Source organism: Alexandriicola marinus (genome assembly GCF_004000435.1).
Taxonomy (GTDB): domain Bacteria; phylum Pseudomonadota; class Alphaproteobacteria; order Rhodobacterales; family Rhodobacteraceae; genus Alexandriicola; species Alexandriicola marinus.
On sequence record NZ_RBVZ01000001.1, the window covers coordinates 133,898 to 151,251 of the forward strand.

General features: G+C 64.9%; 16 protein-coding genes. 10 read left to right on the forward strand and 6 right to left on the reverse strand.

From position 1 onward, the window contains the following. Positions 1-85 precede the first annotated feature (85 nt). From EP376_RS00665 to EP376_RS00695, 7 genes are all read left to right on the forward strand, one after another. A complete protein-coding gene (locus tag EP376_RS00665; RefSeq protein WP_127653615.1) occupies positions 86-913 on the forward strand; it encodes a TIGR00282 family metallophosphoesterase in 828 nt (275 codons plus the stop codon). Further along, complete coding sequence (locus EP376_RS00670; RefSeq protein WP_238928536.1) at positions 910-1,824, forward strand: DMT family transporter; 915 nt, start codon at positions 910-912, stop codon at positions 1,822-1,824. The genes EP376_RS00665 and EP376_RS00670 overlap by 4 nt, the downstream gene beginning before the upstream one ends. After that, positions 1,824-3,602, forward strand: coding sequence for an SLC13 family permease (locus tag EP376_RS00675; RefSeq protein WP_127653616.1), 1,779 nt, complete (start codon positions 1,824-1,826; stop codon positions 3,600-3,602). Before EP376_RS00670 ends, EP376_RS00675 begins: the two co-directional genes overlap by 1 nt. A gap of 91 nt (positions 3,603-3,693) precedes the next feature. Then, entirely contained in the window at positions 3,694-4,467 is a 774-nt protein-coding gene (locus tag EP376_RS00680; protein WP_127653617.1) for a YebC/PmpR family DNA-binding transcriptional regulator, read from the forward strand. Between the two features lie 66 nt (positions 4,468-4,533). Further along, on the forward strand, positions 4,534-6,363 hold the full coding sequence (locus EP376_RS00685) for a hypothetical protein (RefSeq protein WP_127653618.1): 1,830 nt from the start codon (positions 4,534-4,536) through the stop codon (positions 6,361-6,363). A gap of 4 nt (positions 6,364-6,367) precedes the next feature. Then, a complete protein-coding gene (locus tag EP376_RS00690) occupies positions 6,368-6,970 on the forward strand; it encodes a LysE/ArgO family amino acid transporter (RefSeq protein ID WP_127653619.1) in 603 nt (200 codons plus the stop codon). A 49-nt stretch (positions 6,971-7,019) separates the two neighbouring features. Beyond that, entirely contained in the window at positions 7,020-7,931 is a 912-nt protein-coding gene (locus EP376_RS00695; RefSeq protein WP_238928537.1) for a DMT family transporter, read from the forward strand. Here EP376_RS00695 and EP376_RS00700 read toward each other — a convergent pair. Genes EP376_RS00700 through choX form a run of 4 tightly spaced genes read right to left on the reverse strand, consistent with a single transcriptional unit; the run spans position 7,928 to position 11,348 of the window. After that, the gene (locus EP376_RS00700) at positions 7,928-8,515 is read right to left on the reverse strand and encodes a hypothetical protein (RefSeq protein ID WP_127653620.1); all 588 of its coding nucleotides are present in this window, start codon (positions 8,513-8,515) and stop codon (positions 7,928-7,930) included. The two genes, EP376_RS00695 and EP376_RS00700, sit on opposite strands and share 4 nt — an antisense overlap. Positions 8,516-8,535: 20 nt before the next feature. Then, positions 8,536-9,540 (reverse strand): choline ABC transporter ATP-binding protein, encoded by a 1,005-nt coding sequence (gene choV / locus EP376_RS00705; RefSeq protein WP_127653621.1) that lies wholly within the window; start codon positions 9,538-9,540, stop codon positions 8,536-8,538. Next, a complete protein-coding gene (choW, locus tag EP376_RS00710) occupies positions 9,537-10,367 on the reverse strand; it encodes a choline ABC transporter permease subunit (protein ID WP_127653622.1) in 831 nt (276 codons plus the stop codon). The genes choV and choW overlap by 4 nt, the downstream gene beginning before the upstream one ends. Before the next feature lie 57 nt (positions 10,368-10,424). Next, positions 10,425-11,348, reverse strand: coding sequence for a choline ABC transporter substrate-binding protein (gene choX / locus EP376_RS00715; RefSeq protein WP_127653623.1), 924 nt, complete (start codon positions 11,346-11,348; stop codon positions 10,425-10,427). 175 nt (positions 11,349-11,523) lie between these two features. Here choX and betI point away from each other — a divergent pair, with 175 nt between their 5' ends. The 3 genes from betI to betA all read left to right on the forward strand — a co-directional run bounded on the left by betI (position 11,524) and on the right by betA (position 15,372). Beyond that, complete coding sequence (gene betI / locus EP376_RS00720; RefSeq protein ID WP_127653624.1) at positions 11,524-12,108, forward strand: choline-binding transcriptional repressor BetI; 585 nt, start codon at positions 11,524-11,526, stop codon at positions 12,106-12,108. Next, the gene (gene betC / locus EP376_RS00725; protein WP_127653625.1) at positions 12,105-13,613 is read left to right on the forward strand and encodes a choline-sulfatase; all 1,509 of its coding nucleotides are present in this window, start codon (positions 12,105-12,107) and stop codon (positions 13,611-13,613) included. The genes betI and betC overlap by 4 nt, the downstream gene beginning before the upstream one ends. A 103-nt stretch (positions 13,614-13,716) precedes the next feature. Further along, the gene (gene betA, locus EP376_RS00730) at positions 13,717-15,372 is read left to right on the forward strand and encodes a choline dehydrogenase (protein WP_127653626.1); all 1,656 of its coding nucleotides are present in this window, start codon (positions 13,717-13,719) and stop codon (positions 15,370-15,372) included. On the opposite strand, the gene EP376_RS00735 is transcribed toward betA, so the two are convergent. Both EP376_RS00735 and EP376_RS00740 read right to left on the reverse strand, forming a co-directional pair. Continuing rightward, positions 15,369-15,845, reverse strand: coding sequence for an SRPBCC family protein (locus EP376_RS00735; protein ID WP_127653627.1), 477 nt, complete (start codon positions 15,843-15,845; stop codon positions 15,369-15,371). The genes betA and EP376_RS00735 overlap by 4 nt on opposite strands. Before the next feature lie 63 nt (positions 15,846-15,908). Further along, positions 15,909-17,309: a helix-turn-helix domain-containing protein gene (locus EP376_RS00740; protein ID WP_127653628.1), complete on the reverse strand. Its 1,401-nt coding sequence runs from the start codon at positions 17,307-17,309 to the stop codon at positions 15,909-15,911. Positions 17,310-17,354 lie beyond the last annotated feature (45 nt).

A 17,354-nucleotide genomic window follows, 5' to 3' on the forward strand; every position in this document is an offset into this window, starting at 1 on the left:
AGATCGTGGGCGGTTCGTCGGGCAAATAGGCCCGTGGTGTGCCTCGTGCCTTGCGCTGTGGCCAAGCCGGTCCTATCGATGCCGGATGCGGATACTTTTTCTTGGCGATGTCATGGGCCGGGCCGGACGGCGGGCCATTACCGAAAACCTCGCAGCGATGCGGGCGGATTGGCGGCTGGATTTCGTCGTGGTCAACGGCGAAAACGCCACCTCGGGTGCGGGGCTTTCGCCCGATCACGCGAAAGTGCTGCTCGAGGCCGGTGCCGATGCGATCACGCTGGGCGATCATGCCTTCGACCAGAAGGACATGATGGGCTTCATCGAATCCGAGCCGCGGATCATCCGGCCGCTGAACTTTTCCAAGGCCGCGCCCGGGCGCGGTGCCCGGGTCTTTGATGCCCCCGGCGGGCGCAAGGTTCTCGTGGCGCAGGTTCTGGGCCAGGTCTTCATGAAGCGGCCCTTCGACGATCCGTTTTCCCATCTCGATACCGTCCTGAAGGCGCATCCGATGGGAGGCATGGTCAATGCGAGTCTCGTCGATATCCATTGCGAGGCGACCAGCGAAAAGATGGGCGTCGGCCATTACTGCGATGGCCGTGCGAGTATTGTCGTGGGCACCCACACCCATGTGCCGACAGCTGACGCGATGATCCTTCCGGGCGGCACGGCGTTCCAGTCGGATGCGGGCATGTGTGGCGACTACAATTCCGTGATCGGGATGGAAAAGGACGAACCGATGCGCCGTTTCGTGACCGGAATGCCCAAGGGCCGCTTCACCCCCGCGGCCGGAGAGGCCACGTTGTCCGGCCTTTATGTCGAGACCGATGACCGCACCGGCAAGGCCACGCGGGTCGTGATGATCCGCAAGGGCGGCCGGCTCGCGCAGGCCTCCCCGGCGGAGGCGCCGGATTGATCGCGCGCCCCGCGGGCCCGCCTGTCCGGACGGGGCTGAGCGGTATCCTTCTGATCATCGGGATCGGCTGGGGCGCGACGCAGCCGCTGGCCAAGATCGCGGTCACGGGCGGCCATGGCCCGATCGGGCTTGTCTTCTGGCAGCTTCTGATCGGTGGCGTTCTGCTCAGCATCGTGAACCGGCTGCGCGGCTACCGCCTGCGCCGCGATGCCCGCGCGTTGCGGCTTTATGCCTTTATCGCGCTGGTGGGCACGATCCTGCCCAACACCGCAAGCTATACGGCGGCCTTTCACCTGCCGGCCGGGATCATGTCGATCGTGATCGCCACCGTGCCCATGATGGCGTTTCCGATGGCGCTTGCCCTCGGGACAGACCGGTTCTCGACCCGCAGGACGGTGGGCCTGTTGCTGGGCATCTCCGGCGTGGGCCTGATCGCGCTTCCGGGCACGGCGCTTCCCGATCCGGCGATGGTTGCCTTCCTGCCGCTCGCCCTGATCGCGCCGTTTCTTTATGCGGTCGAGGGCAATTACGTGGATCGCTGGGGCACGGACGGGCTGGATGCGATCCAGCTGTTGCAGGGAGCGTCGCTGATCGGGTGCGTCATCGCACTGCCAATCGCCCTTGGGACCGGGAACTTCGTGGCTCTCGATACGACATGGGGGCGCGAGGAATGGGCATTGATGGCCCTTTCGGTGATCCATGCACTGGTGTATTCCGGATACGTTTGGCTGGTTGGCCGGGCGGGCGCCGTGTTTGCCGCTCAGGTCAGCTACCTTGTCACCGGTTTCGGAGTGGTCTGGGCGATGATCCTGCTGTCTGAGCGCTATTCCATCCTGGTCTGGGCCGCCATGGCCGTGATCCTTGCGGGCGTGGCGCTGGTTCAGCCGCGCGACAGGGGCGAGGCGGGCTGATGTTCGGCATCGCCCTGTCCCCGGACCTGGCCCCTCTGGTCGCCGGTATCATCGTCGTGGCGATGTTCACGGCCTTTGTCTTCGAGCGCTATCCCGTCGAGGTCGTGGCCCTGACCGGGGCCGTCATGATGGTTGTCCTCGGCATCGTCCCGCAGGAGCAGGCGATCGGCGTTTTTGCCAATCCGGCACCCTGGACGATCGCGGCGCTGTTCATCATCGTGGGCGCGATGGTCCGGACCGGGGCGCTTGACTGGATATCGAACCAGGCCGCGCGGCATGTCGACAAACGCCCCGTGCTAACGCTTGTCACGCTTATCTTGACGGTGATCGGGTTGTCCGCCTTCATCAACAACACGCCCGTTGTCGTGGTCATGATCCCGATCTTCGTCAAGCTGTCGAAACAGCTGGGTCAGGCGCCATCGCGCCTGCTGATCCCGCTGAGCTATTTCGCCATCTTCGGCGGAACGCTCACGCTGATCGGCACATCGACCAACCTGCTGGTGGACGGTATCGTGCGCACCGCCGGAGAGCCGCCCTTCACGATCTTCGAGATCACGCCCGTGGGTCTTGTCCTGACGGCGACGGCAACGGCCTACCTCTACCTGTTCGGTCGCCACCTCCTGCCGAACCGTGACAGCATGGCAGGCCTCTTGTCGGACCGCTCGAAGATGCGGTTCTTCACCGAGGCCGTGATCCCGCCGGATTCGAACCTGATCGGCCGCGAAGTGCTGGACGTGAAACTGTTCAAACGCGACGGCGTTCGCCTGATTGACGTGATCCGGGGCGACGCATCGTTGAGGCGCAACCTCAAGGGCGTGGCCCTCGAGGTGGGCGACCGGGTCGTGCTGCGCACCGCGATGACGGAGCTGTTGTCGCTTCAGAACGACAAGTCGTTGCGCCGGGTCGATCAGGTTTCGGCAGTCGAGACGACGACGGTCGAGGCCCTGATCACGCCGGATTGCCGGATGGTCGGACGCCGCCTTGGCCAGCTGCGCCTGCGGCGGCGCTATGCCGTCTATCCGCTGGCCGTCCATCGCCGCGACAAGAATATCGGCCGCCAGATCGACGATCTGGTCGTGCAGGTGGGCGATACGCTCCTGCTGGAAGGCGCGCCCGCCGATATTCAGCGGCTGGCGCAGGACATGAACCTCGTCGATGTATCGCATCCCGCGACGCGCGCCTTTCGCCGGGGTCACGCGCCCATCGTGCTGGGCGTTCTGGCCGGCATCGTGGGCCTGTCGGCGCTGGGCGTGGCCTCGATCGCATCGCTGGCCTTCATCGGGGTGGCCATCGTGCTCCTGTCGCGCTGCATAGATGCCGAAGAGGCCTTCGGCTTTGTCGACGGGCGCCTTCTGACACTGATCTTTGCCATGCTCGTCGTGGGCACGGGGCTCGACCGGTCGGGCGCGCTGAACCAGTTGGTCGGGGCATTGTCACCCTACCTGATGAACCTGCCCGACTGGGCCATCGTGCTGTGCGTCTATCTTCTGGCCTCGACCCTAACAGAGATCGTGTCGAACAATGCCGTGGCCGTGATCCTCGCGCCCGTGGCACTGGGCCTGGCGCAGACGCTGGGCGTCGATCCACGTCCCCTTGTGGTGGCGGTCATGATGGGGGCCTCGGCGGCCTTTGCGACGCCCATCGGCTATCAGACCAACACGCTGGTCTACGGTCCGGGGGGCTATCGCTTTACCGATTTCCTGCGGATCGGTCTGCCGCTCAATCTGCTGACGGCGCTGACCGCCTCTCTCTCGATCCCGTTCTTCTTTCCCTTGTGACGGGGCAGGAGCGTTGCACGGCCTTGCAGCGGGGCGAGGTGCGGGGCTATAGAGTTCCGAATTCCGCGAACACATAGCAAAGAGGTGGGCGATGGCCGGCCATTCCAAATGGGCAAACATTCAGCACCGCAAGGGCCGTCAGGACGCGGCCCGGTCAAAGCTGTTTTCCAAGCTCTCCAAGGAAATCACCGTCGCGGCGAAGATGGGCGACCCCGATCCCGAAAAGAACCCGCGCCTGCGGCTTGCGGTCAAGGAAGCCAAGTCGCAATCGGTGCCGAAGGACGTGATCGAGCGCGCGATCAAGAAAAGCGAAGGCGGCGATGCCGAAAGCTATGACGAGATCCGCTATGAAGGCTACGGCCCCGGCGGCGTGGCCATCATCGTCGAGGCGATGACGGACAACCGCAACCGGACCGCCTCGACCGTGCGTTCCACCTTTTCGAAGAACGGCGGCAATCTGGGCGAGACCGGATCGGTTGGCTTTATGTTCGAACGCAAGGGCCAGATCGTCTTCGACTACGGCGTCGGCAGCCCCGATGACGTGATGATGGCCGCGATCGAGGCCGGTGCCGAGGACGTCGAAAGCGCCGAGGGCGATGGTGACGAGGATGAGGGCGGCCACTGGATCACCTGTGCCGATACCGACCTGTCGGAGGTGTCGACGGCGCTGGAACAGGCGCTGGGCGAAAGCCGCTCGACCAAACTGGTCTGGCAGGCGCAGACGACCTCGCCAGTCGATCTTGAGACGCTTCAGAAGGTGATGAAGCTGGTCGAAACCCTCGAGGATGACGACGACGTTCAAAGCGTCACGACGAATATGGACGCGCCCGACGAGGTGATGGAAGCCTACGCCGCAGCATCCTGACGACAGGTTGGGGCCGGCGGGTCAGCCCTTCCTGATCCCGGTGGCCCTCAAGGCGCGAGTTTCCTGATGACGCATTATTTTGGCCGTGACCTGATTTCTGCCCTGCAGGCCGGGCATGGCTTTTGCGATCATTCGCAAGACGGCCGGGTTGGCGGTGTGGCCCATGAGGGCGGAGCCGTCGTGACAGGGGCCGGACAGGTCTGGGAACTGACGCTCCCCGCAAGCCGGGCCATTCGGTTCGTGGTGATCGAGAATGCGACACCCGTCGACAGACCCGATGCCCCGATCGAAGCGGATATCCGGGACCCCGACGGGAATTGGCTGCGGGTGCACGCGGGCCTCTGTTCCTTCGGGGATCAGGAGACCGGCCTGCCGCTTGTCATCGACCTTGGCCCCGGGCGCCGGTTTTCGGGTGTGCGGCTGACGGGCGATGCGGGGCTGCGGCTGGCCTCTGTCCGGCTGATCGGACCGGCGGCCCCGAATCCCGATTTCCGCTTTGTGGCGACCCGGCTGGATGGGCTGTGCCAAAGGCTGACGACCCTGCTGAACGCCGTGATCCTCGCCGATCTGACGGGCCGGGATTTCGGGTTCATCTGGTATGCGGCCGATCTGCCCGAGGTTGACGGGCAGGCGAATTCGGATCTGGGGCTGCTTTTCGAGCCGGACTTTGTTGAACGTCACCTCGTCGATCTGCACGCACTCCATCGCGGGATGCCGCATTACTACAACCGCCCCTATAGCGAGGCGGAATTCGACTGGCTGATGAAGGAGGCCGAGGATCACGGCGTCTTCCAGGTCGACCGGCCCGGCAGGGTCGAGCAGATCTTTCCGCAATTCGCCGACCGGATCGACAGGTTCACCAATGCGCGCGCCTTCGACAGTCTGGGTTTTACAGCGACCGCCCGCGCCGCGATCGACGAGGCGCTAGGACACCCTCTGCCCGAGGGCGCGGTCGGTCTGCACCTGCGGGGTGGCGATATCGTGCACGGGACGCATTCGAACCACGGTGGCTATCTGCACAAGGCCGTTTCGATCTTCGAGGTCGAAGCACTTGCCGAACAGACGAAGACGGCCGGAACGCCGCTGGTCATCGTGGGCCAGGAGCACGATCTGATCGACCTGATGGTCGCGCGATACGATCATGTGAGCGGGGTGCATCATCACACATCGACACGGGGCTTCGATCCGGTTCAGGGCGTGCTGTTCGATGCCATCATCCTGTCGCGCATGGCGCGCATCTGGGCGCCGCTCAGTGCGGTGTCGCGCCTCTCGATGAAGCTGGGCGACGTGCCGCTGACGGATATGGGCAAGCTCTCCCTGCTGCCCGACCCGGGCCTCTTTCGGGACAAGCCCTTCGACGATACGGACTATAGCGGTATTTCGGCGAATTACCGGGCCTATTCGGCGATCAAGAGCGTCTGGATGCAGCCGGTCGAACGCTGGGGGGCGGGCCATCTGGCGGCGTTGCAATATGCCAATCGCGTGCGGCCGGGTGTGCAGTTCATCCACCTGCTTCTCGGGGCGGTCCGGGCGCGGATGGGCAGGTGGGATATCGCCGAAGACAGGATCCGCTCGACCCTGACGCTGCCACCGCCGTTCGAGGAGACGGATGTCACGACGAGCTATCTGCTGTCCACCGATCCGCCCGCGCCCGAAGCGGTGATCGGCTGTTTCGCCGGGGCCGATCCGGTGGCGCATCCCCATGTGCATTTCCTGTTCCAGCTTTGCCGCGCCTTTCATCTGCGTGATCCGGAGGCACGCGCCCATGTGCGGCGGGTGATCGCTGGCGAGACAGCAATCCAACTGCGGCCCGAACTGATCGCCGATATCGAACAGCTCGTCTTCGGAAAGCGCAACCGCGACCTGCCGGGGGATCAGATCGCGTGGCTGCGCTAGGCTGATGGTGGCCTTTCTCACCGGTTTTTCGCTGGGATTGTCGCTGATCCTCGCGATCGGGGCGCAGAACGCTTTTGTCCTGCGGCAGGGATTGCGGCGGCTGCATGTCCTGCCGGTCGTTCTGACCTGCGCGATCTCGGACGCGGTCCTGATCGTGGTGGGCGTGTCGGGTTTCGGCGCCCTGTCGCAGGCCGCGCCATGGATCGTGGACGCTCTGCGCTGGATGGGAGCCGCGTTCCTCGTGGTCTATGGCGCGATGGCATTCCGGGCGGCATGGCTGGGGACGGGCGCGATGAAGGCAGAAGGGCGCATCGAGGGCAGCGCCGCGGCGGCGGTGGCGACCTGCCTTGCGCTGACATGGCTCAACCCGCATGTATATCTCGATACCGTGGTTCTGATCGGTTCGGTCGCAGCGGGGCAGGAGGGCGCGCGTGCGGCCTTTGGCGCGGGGGCCGTTGCGGCATCGTTCACGTTCTTTTTCTCGCTGGGCTATGGCGCACGGCTTCTGGCGCCGGTCTTTGCCCGGCCCGCCGCGTGGCGTGTTCTGGATATCGGGATCGGTTGCATCATGTGGGCCATCGCTTTGGGGCTGATAATCAAGGGATAACCCGGCGAGGCCCCTTGTGGATGCGATCCGATGGGTTCAGAACCGTCACATGGGGACATCTGTCGACAATTCATCAAACCGGCCCGTTGCGGGCGTGATCTGGATGCTTGTGACCGGGCTGAACTTCGTCGCGGTCACGGCGATCGTGAAATACCTCGGCGATGACATTCCGCCGGCGCAATCGGCCTTCCTGCGCTATGTGCTGGGCCTGGTGTTCCTTCTGCCGATGATCCGCTCGATCCGGAGCGCGCATCTCACGAAACGGCAGCTTGGCCTGTTCACCCTGCGCGGCCTGACCCATGCCATGGCGGTGATCCTGTGGTTCTTTGCGATGACGCGGATCCCGCTCGCCGATCTGACGGCGATGAATTACCTCAACCCCGTCTACGTGACGATCCTGGCCGCCATTGTGCTGGGCGAGGGCCTGCCGCCCCGGCGGCTGGCGGCGGTGATCGTGGCGTTGCTTGGCGCGCTCGTCATCCTCAGGCCCGGGATGCGCGCGATCGAGCCCGGGCATATCGCGATGCTCGGCACCGCAGCGCTGTTCGCGGTGGGTTACCTGACGGCCAAGATCCTGTCGACGGAGGTGCCCGCCTCCGTTGTGGTGGGCATGCTCAACATCATCGTGACGATTGCGCTTCTGCCCTTTGCGCTGGCGGTCTGGGTCACCCCGGACCTGACCGATCTGATGTGGCTGTTCCTCGTGGCCTGTTTCGCGACGGCGGGACATTTCTCGATGACATTCGCCTTTGCCGCGGCGCCGCTTACCGTGACGCAGCCGGTGACCTTCCTGCAATTGGTCTGGGCTGTGCTGCTGGGTGCGATCGTCTTTGGCGAACCGATCGACGCGATGGTGATCGTGGGCGGGACCATGATCCTTGCCGCCGTCAGCTTCATCACATGGCGCGAAGCGCTGGCCCGCCGCCAGATCACGCCCGCCGTGCCCGACACCAAGGTCTAGCCCGCGTCCTCATCGAGGGCACGGGCCAGCGGCCGGGTCGCGGCCTCCTTTGTCGAGGGCAGGTTCGCCGCCACGATACCCCCGCCCATGAGGAAGATCGCGCCGCCGATGGCCAGACCCTGAACCACGCCGCCCTCGGCGATCAGGATCGCGGCGGCCACGCCGCCCATGATCGCGAGCGTTGCGCCAAGGGCCACCATCACCGTCGAGATGCCGCGGGATTCACCCATGGAATAGGGCAGGTCGGGGCTGATCTCGGACAGGCGCCGCAGGGTGTGGACGATGATCGTCGTGATATCCCTGAGCGGTTCGGACGGGCCGCGAACCGGGTGGTTGATCTCCAGCCGCCGGGTCGTGTCGGGATCTGTGGTCAGTTCAAGCCGCATCATGATCTGCCCGCCCATCGTATGGTGCACCAGCCGGACGGCCGTCACCTCCGGCAGTTCAAGCCGCCAGATCTCGGCCCCATCGGCGCGGGCGAGCGTCAGCAGGTCGGCGTCGAGCGTCGCCGTCACCTCTCCTCGGGCAGGCGCCGGGTGCCAGCTTCGTGTGAGGGTCTCTTCGGGCGTATCGTCGATGGTCATGCTGGCCTTTCCGGACGGGCTCAGCCGCCCAGACGATGTAGAAGCGAGGCCTGCGTGATCCGCCCGATGGGCTGGCCGTCCTCGATTACCGAAAACCCTGTCTCATCGATCGAGGAGATGATCTCCATCACCGGCGTCTCGGACGAGACGGCCGGCGCGGTGCTGGGCCCGTCGATCATCACGTCGCGGGCGGTCAGCACGCCGAGCGGGTTCATATGCGCCACGAAGTCGGCGACATAGTCATTCGCGGGATCGGTGAAGATCTCGCGCGGGGTGCCGCATTGCACGATCCGGCCGCCCTCCATGATGGCGATCCGGTTGCCGATCTTGAACGCCTCGTCGAGGTCGTGGCTCACGAAGATGATCGTTCGGCCGCGCTTGCGCTGCAACTCGAGCAATTCGTCCTGAAGGCGGGTCCGGATCAGCGGATCGAGGGCCGAGAACGGCTCATCCATCAGAAGGATCGGCGCATCGGTTGTGAAGGCGCGGGCAAGGCCCACGCGCTGCTGCATCCCTCCCGAAAGCTCCGCCACCAGCGCATCGGCCCGGTCGGCCAGTCCCACAAGCTCCAGTTCTTCGTCGACACGGGCCGTGCGCTCTGCCCGCGACATGCCGGCAAGTTCCAGCCCGAGGCCCACGTTGTCGCGGACGCTGCGCCACGGCAGAAGGCCGAATTGCTGAAACACCATCGCCACGTCATGCAGGCGCAGGCTGCGCAGGGTCCGCCCCTTGGCCTGCGTCACGCTTGTCATGCCCGAACGGGTCTTGATCCGCACGTCGCCGCGCACGACCGGGTTGAGCCCGTTGACCGCCCGAAGAAGCGTCGATTTTCCGGACCCCGACAGCCCCATCAACACGAGGATCTCGCCGTCTTCGACAGACAGGGTGCAATCGTGCACGCCCAGAACCTGATCGCAGGCCTGTTGAATCTCGGCCCGGCTCTTGCCGGCATCCATCAGCGGTAGCGCCTCTTCGGGGCGGGCTCCGAAGACGATGGAAACCGCGTCGAATTCGACCGCGCTCATTTGTTGACCCTCAGCATGCGATCCAGAAGGATCGCGACCACGACGATCACGAAGCCCGATTCAAAGCCCAGCCCGGTATTCACGGTGTTCAGCGCCCGGATCACCGGCACGCCCAGCCCCGAGGCACCCACGAGGGCCGCGATCACCACCATCGACAGCGAGAGCATGATCGTCTGGTTGAGACCGGCCATGATCTGCGGCAGGGCCGAGGGCAGTTCGACCTTCCACAACAGCTGCTGTTTCGTGGCGCCGAATGCCTGTGCGGCCTCGATCAGGGCCGTGGGCGTCGACTTGATGCCCAGCGTCGTCAGCCGGATCGGGGCGGGCAGGACGAAGATCACCGTCGCGATCAGCCCCGGCACCATCCCGATTCCAAAGAACACGATGGCCGGGATCAGGTAGACGAAGGTCGGCAGCGTCTGCATCAGGTCGAGCACGGGAACAAGCGCCCGGTTCAGCCGCGGTCTGTGGGCCGCGGCGATCCCGATCGGAACGCCAAGCCCCATGCACACCACGCAGGCCGACAGCACAAGCGTCAGGCTTTCCAGCGTCTCGTCCCAATAGCCCTGGTTGAGAATGAACAGGAACCCGAGAACCACCAGAAGCGGTGTCTTCCAGGTGCGCTGGAGCGCAAACGTCAGCCCGGCGAATGCCGCGATGATGATCAGCGGATGCGGCGTTTCGAGGACCCAGAGGATCGCGTCGATCAGCGCCTCCATCGCATCGGCCAGCGCATCGAACAGGAATGAGAAATTGTCGTTGAGCCAATCGAACCCGGCCTCGGCCCAATCGCCGACGGGTATCTTGTTTTCAGTGAGCCAATTCATCTTGGGGTCGGGCAACGGGCGTGGCGGCGCACCTTTGCGCCGCCACGCCTGAGTGCCTTACATCGCGAGCTTGGCTTCGACCGCGGCGACGGCGTCGCCGCCATCCTTCGTGGTCACGCCGTCAAGCCAGCCCATCCATGCATCGGTATTGGCGGCAAGCCAGGCGCTGGCCGCATCCGCCGGATCCTCGCCATCGTTGAGGATCGCGCCCATGATCTCGTTCTCCATCGCAAGCGAGAATTCGAGATTGTTCAGAAGGGCGCCGACGTTCGGGCAGGCCTCGGAAAATCCCGCGCTGGTGTTGGTATAGACCGTGGCCCCACCGAGGTTGGGGCCGAACCAATCGTCCCCGCCGGTCAGGTAGGTCAGATCGAAGTTGGCGTTCATCGGGTGGGGCTCCCAGCCAAGGAACACGATCGGTTCGTCCCGGCCCGTGGCCCGGTCGACCTGCGCCAGCATCCCCTGTTCCGAGCTTTCGACAACTTCGAACCCTTCGAGGCCAAAGGCGTTGTCCGCGATCATGTCCATGATCAGGCGGTTGCCGTCGTTGCCCGGCTCGATTCCGTAGATCTTGCCGTCGAGCGCGTCGGCATTGGCGGCGATCGCGTCAAAGCTGTCGATGCCGAGGGCCGCGCCCGCGGCATTGGTCGCCAGCGTGTATTTCGCGCCTTCAAGGTTCGCGCGGACGGACACGACCGTCCCGGCCTCGCGATAGGGGGCGATATCGGCCTCCATCGTGGGCATCCAGTTGCCAAGGAAGATGTCGACGTCGCCTTCGGCGAGCGAAATGTAGGTCACCGGGACCGACAGCACCTTGATATCGGTCTCGTAGCCGAGCGCCTCGAGGATGGTGGTCGTCGCCGCGGTGGTTGCCGTGATGTCGGTCCAGCCGACATCCGAAAAGGTGATCGTGTCGCAATCGGCAAGCGCGGGTGCGGCCGCGCAGATCGCGATGGCCGAAAGTGTCGTGCGCAGGGTCATCGGTGTCTCCCTCCTGGGGTTGTTTCTTGATTGACGGGTCAATAAAGATCCGTTTCATTCCATCTGACAAGCCCGGCCCGAGAGCGCGGACCTGCCTTGCAGGGAGCCTATACGGGCAAAGTGCACTGTGAAAGCGGCGAAATAAGTCCGAACCAATTGTTCCGAAAGGATCGACATGCCGAAATTGGGAATGGAGCCGATCCGGCGCGCGGCGCTGGTCAAGGCCACGATCGAAGAGATCGGAGCGCAAGGCTCGCTGGACGTGACGGTCGGTCAGATCGCGCGGCGGGCGGGCATGTCCTCGGCGCTGGCGCATCACTATTTCGGCGGGAAAGAGCAGATCTTTCTGGCTGCGATGCGGCATATCCTGTCGACCTACAGCGCCGAGGTGCGCGGCGCGCTGTCGATGGCGACCGACCCGCGGTCGCGGGTCGAGGCGGTGATCCGGGCAGGGTTTAGCACATCGAATTTCCGGCCCGAAGTCGTTGCCGCCTGGCTGAATTTCTATGTGCTGGCACAGACATCGCCTGATGCGGCGCGCCTGCTGTCGATCTATTACGCGCGGCTTCGGTCGAACCTATGCCATGGGTTGCGCCCGCTTGTGGGCGACAGGGCGCCCGAAATCGCCGGGCGGATCGGTGCGATGATCGACGGGCTCTATCTGCGGCAGGGTCTGGGGCAGGGGCTGCCCTCGGGCGAGGGGACGATCGGACAGGTGGTGCATCTGCTCGATCTCGAACTGGGGGCGGCGCAGTCATGACCGCGCCGAACATCCTTATCCTGATGGTCGATCAGCTGAACGGCACGCTGTTCCCCGATGGGCCCGAGCCATGGCTGCACACGCCCAATCTGCGCGCTCTGGCGGAACGGTCGGTGCGGTTTTCCAACTGCTATACCGGCTCGCCGCTGTGTGCGCCGGGGCGGGCCTCGTTCATGTCGGGTCAATTGCCGCGCCGCACGCAAGTCTATGACAACGCGGCCGAATTCGCGTCATCCATCCCGACCTATGCCCATCACCTGCGCCGTGCGGGATATCTGACCTGTCTGTCGGGCAAGATGCATTTCGTGGGGCCCGATCAACTTCATGGTTTCGAAGAGCGGCTGACGACGGACATCTACCCCGCGGATTTCGGCTGGACCCCGGATTATCGCAAACCGGGCGAACGGATCGACTGGTGGTATCACAACCTCGGTTCCGTCACCGGGGCGGGCGTGGCCGAGATCACGAACCAGCTGGAATATGATGACGAGGTCGCCTCGAACGCGATCCACCGGATCTATGACCTGTCGCGCGGACATGACCCCCGGCCCTGGTGCCTGACGGTCAGTTTCACGCATCCCCACGACCCCTACGTCGCGCGGCGCCGGTTCTGGGACCTCTACGACGACTGCGATCACCTCGAACCGACGGTCGGAGCGATTGACTATTCCGAACATGACGCGCACTCGCAGCGGCTGTTCGAGGCCAATGACTATCAGAATTTCGATATCACCTCCGAAGACGTCCGCCGGAGCCGCCAGGCCTATTTTGCCAACATCTCCTATCTCGACGACAAGATCGGCCAGATCCTTCAGGTGCTGGACGAGACCCGGCAGGAGGCGATTGTCCTGTTCGTCTCGGACCACGGCGACATGCTGGGCGAGCGGGGCCTGTGGTTCAAGATGTCGTTCCGCGAAGGTTCGGCCCGGGTGCCGCTGATGATCGCAGCGCCGGGGCTCGCGCCCGGACGGATCGACACGCCGGTCTCGACGATCGACGTCCTGCCGACGCTGGCCGAGCTTGCGCAGGTGGATCTGACCGAGGTCGCGCCATGGACCGATGGCCAGAGCCTCGTTTCGCTTGCAGGTGGGACAGAGCGGACAACCCCGGTCTTGATGGAATACGCGGCCGAAGGCTCGAACGCGCCGCTTGTGGGCATCCGCCACGGCCGGTGGAAATACATCCGCTGCGAGCTTGATCCCGAACAGCTGTTCGATCTCGAGGCCGACCCGCACGAGATGACGAACCGCGCCGCTGATCGCGATTGCGCGACGATCCTTGCCGAAATGCGCGGCATTGCAGACGCCAAATGGGACCTTGCGGCCTATGACGCCGAAGTCCGCGAAAGCCAGGCCCGCCGCTGGGTCGTCTACCCGGCTTTGCGCAACGGCGCCTATTACCCATGGGATCACCAGCCCCTGCGCCGCGCATCCGAGAGGTTCATGCGCAATCACATGGACCTCAACGTGCTGGAAGAAAACCAACGCTTCCCGCGCGGGGAATGATCCCGCCCGACAATCACCCGTTGCCCGAGGATACCGTCTTGCATAGCAAAGCCACCCGGCCCGATTTCTGCGTGTCCCTCCAGCCGCTTCCGGCGGTGCGGGGATGAGGCAGGCCGATTACGTCATCGTCGGTGCCGGAAGCGCGGGCTGCGCGATGGCCTACCGGCTGTCGGAGGCCGGGCACCGGGTCATCATCATCGAATATGGCGGCACCGATGCCGGCCCGTTCATCCGCATGCCGGCGGCACTCAGCTATCCGATGAACATGTCGCGCTATGACTGGGGGTACTCGTCCGAGCCCGAGCCGCATCTGGGCGGGCGCAGGTTGGCCTGCCCGCGCGGCAAGGTGATCGGCGGATCCTCGTCGATCAACGGCATGGTCTATGTGCGCGGCCATGCGCGCGATTTCGACCATTGGTCCGAAGTCGGTGCGCAGGGCTGGGCCTATGCGGATGTCGCGCCCTATTTCCGGCGCATGGAAACCTGGCATGGCGGCACCGATCCCGATGGCGTGCGGGGCACCGATGGCCCGCTTCATATCAGCCGCGGCCCGCGGGACAACCCGCTGACCCGCGCCTTCGTCGAGGCGGGCGGGCAGGCGGGATACCAGCTGACCGACGATTACAATGGCCGCAAGCAGGAGGGCTTCGGGGCGTTCGAGGCCACGATCCACAACGGCGAACGCTGGTCGGCCGCGCGGGCCTATCTCGATCCCGCCCGCGCCAGCGGCCGGGTCGAGATCGTGCGCGGCCTTGCCCGCCGCGTGGTGATCGAGATGGGCCGGGCGACCGGTGTCGAGATCGGGAGCCGAAGGGGCGTCGAGACGATCCACGCCCGGCGCGAGGTCATCATCGCGGCCTCGGCCATCAATTCACCCAAACTGCTGATGCTGTCGGGGATCGGGCCGGCGCGGCATCTGGCCGAACACGGGATCGACATCGTGGCCGACCGGCCCGGTGTGGGGCAGAACCTTCAGGATCATCTGGAACTTTACGTGCAGATGTCGTCGGTGAAACCGGTCTCGCTCTATCGATACTGGAACCTTCTGGGCAAGGCGACATTGGGGGCGCAATGGCTGTTCACGCGCAAGGGGCTTGCCGCGTCGAACCAGTTCGAAAGCACCGGTTTCATTCGTTCGGCCCCGGGGGTCGATTATCCCGATCTGCAGTTTCATTTCCTGCCCATCGCCGTGCGCTACGACGGCAAGAGCGCGGTGCGCGGCCATGGATTTCAGGCCCATGTGGGGCCAATGCGGTCGCCGTCACGCGGCGAGATCAAGCTGAAGAGCGCCGATCCCGCCGCGCCACCGCGCATCTTTTTCAACTACATGAGCCACGAGGACGATTGGCGCGATTTCCGGCAGGGCATCAGGCTCACCCGCGAGATTTTCGCGCAGGCCGCTTTCGATCCCTATCGCGGCGTCGAGGTTCAGCCCGGAGAGGCCGTGCAGACCGATGACGAGCTGGATGATGCGATCCGCGAACATGCCGAAAGCGCCTATCATCCCTGCGGGACCTGCCGGATGGGGCGCGCCGACGATCCGCTGGCCGTGGTCGATCCGGAATGCCGGGTGATCGGTGTCGAGGGGTTGCGCGTCGCAGACAGCTCAATCTTTCCGCGCATCACCAATGGCAACCTCAACGGTCCGTCGATCATGGTCGGTGAAAAGGCCTCGGATCATATCCTTGGCCTCGATCCGCTGCCGCGAATGAATTCTGAGCCGTGGGTTCACCCGAATTGGGAAACCGAGCAGCGTTAGGCGGTGGCGGTATCTTCCGCCTGATCGCTGCCGCCGCCTTCGACCTCGGCCTGGAACCGGTCAAAGAACTGGTCGGCCATCTTGCGCGCAAAGCCCGAGATGATGCGGTTGCCAAGCTGGGCCAGTTTGCCGCCGACCTTGGCCTTGACGGCATAGGTCAACTCGGTCCCGCCCTCGACATCGGCGAGCGACACATCCGCCCCGCCATTGGCAAAGCCCGCAACGCCGCCCTTGCCCTCGCCCGAGATGGTATAGCTTTGTCCGGGCACGACATTCGACAGCTGCACGGCGCCCTTGAACGTGGCCTTCACCGGGCCGACCTTCTGGGTCACGACCGCCTCGAACCCGTCGTCGGGGTTGCCTGTCAGGTCCGAACAACCCGGGATGCAGGCCTTGAGCGTCTCTGCGTCGTTCAGCTTTTCCCAGACCGTCGCACGGTCCGCCGCGATCACGCGGGTGCCATCCATTTCCATGAGGCTTCCTCCCAGAATTCAGAGCCTTATCTATCGGCCCTGTGCCCGGCGAATGCAAGTCGATCAGGCCACTGAATAGGGGAGGATGCCGCGTCGGCCGGGTTCGACATTCAACCGCCGCTCGATCGGGGGCACGGCGCGCTGGTGGCAATCGCGCCTGTCACAGATGCGACAGGAAATCCCGATCGGCTCGAAGGCCTCATCGGTCTCCAGGTCAAGGTGATCTGCATAGACAAGCGCGGGCGCGTGGCGCAATTCGCACCCCAGCCCGATCGCGAAGCGGCGCATCGGGGCATCGAAGGCGCCGCCCGTCTTGCTGACGTCGCGGGCGAGGCAGAAGTAACGCACCCCGTCAGGCGTTTCCGCCAGCTGGCGCAGCCAGTTATTGGGTGTCTCGAACGCGCGGTGCACGTTCCACAGGGGGCAGGCCCCGCCATAGCGCGCGAATTGCAGCGATGTGGCCGAATGGCGCTTGGTAATCTGGCCCGCCTGATCGACCCGGACAAAGAAGAAGGGGATCCCCTTCCGCCCGGGCCGCTGCAGAGTCGAGAGCCGGTGCGCCACCTGTTCGAGAGAGGCGCCGAAGCGGTCGGACAGCCGTTCCAGATCGTGGCGGGTCTCCTGCGCGGCCTCGAGAAAGCGGCCATAGGGCATCATTGCGGCCCCGGCGAAATAATTCGCCAGCCCGATCTTGGCGATGGCGCGGGCCTCGGGTGTCTGGAACCGCGCCAGATCGAGTGTCGCCTCAAGCAGCCGTTCCTGTGTCAGCAGGGCCAGTTGCAGGAGCATCTGGAAGGTGCGGGTCGAGCCGGGCACCCGGCGTGACAGCCGCAGGATGCCCGCCTCGGCGTCGAGGCGGCGGATATCGGCATCCTCGGTCTCGACCACGGTGATCCTGTGGCGCGCCAGCGCATCGCGCGCGGCCTCGGCCGTCGACTGGCCGGGCGGAACCGCGCTCGCAAAGCGCTCGGCGGCATGATCGACGGCGTCGATGTAGTTGTCGCAATAGTGAAAGAAGTCGCGCACTTCCTCCCAGGGGGAGGGTTGAAGGCGCGCATCTTCGCGCCCCAGCGCCTCGTCCAGAGAGGCCAGTCGCTCTGTCGCCTGCCTGTAAGCCGTGTGGAGGGCAAGAAACGCATGGGCCAGCGCAGGCGCATTGGAGGCGGCGAGCCGAAGGTCGGCGGCAGCCGGGGCAGGGCCCGCGAAGACCGGATCGGCGAGCGCTTCGCGCATGTCGCTGACAAGGCGGGCCTCGTCGCCGGAACTCAACTCGGTTACGTCAAAGCCGAATTCCTGCGCCAGTGCGACCACCACCGAGGACGAGACCGGGCGGTTGTTATTCTCCATCTGGTTGAGATAGGGCAGCGACACGCCCAGCCGGGCCGCGAAGGCCTTTTGCGTCAGGCCGATCCGGCCGCGCACCTCCCGAAGCTTGGCCCCGGCATAGAGTTTGACACCGGCCATCCGCGCCCTCCTTTGCAGTTCTTTGCAAGTTGCACCTGCAAAGGC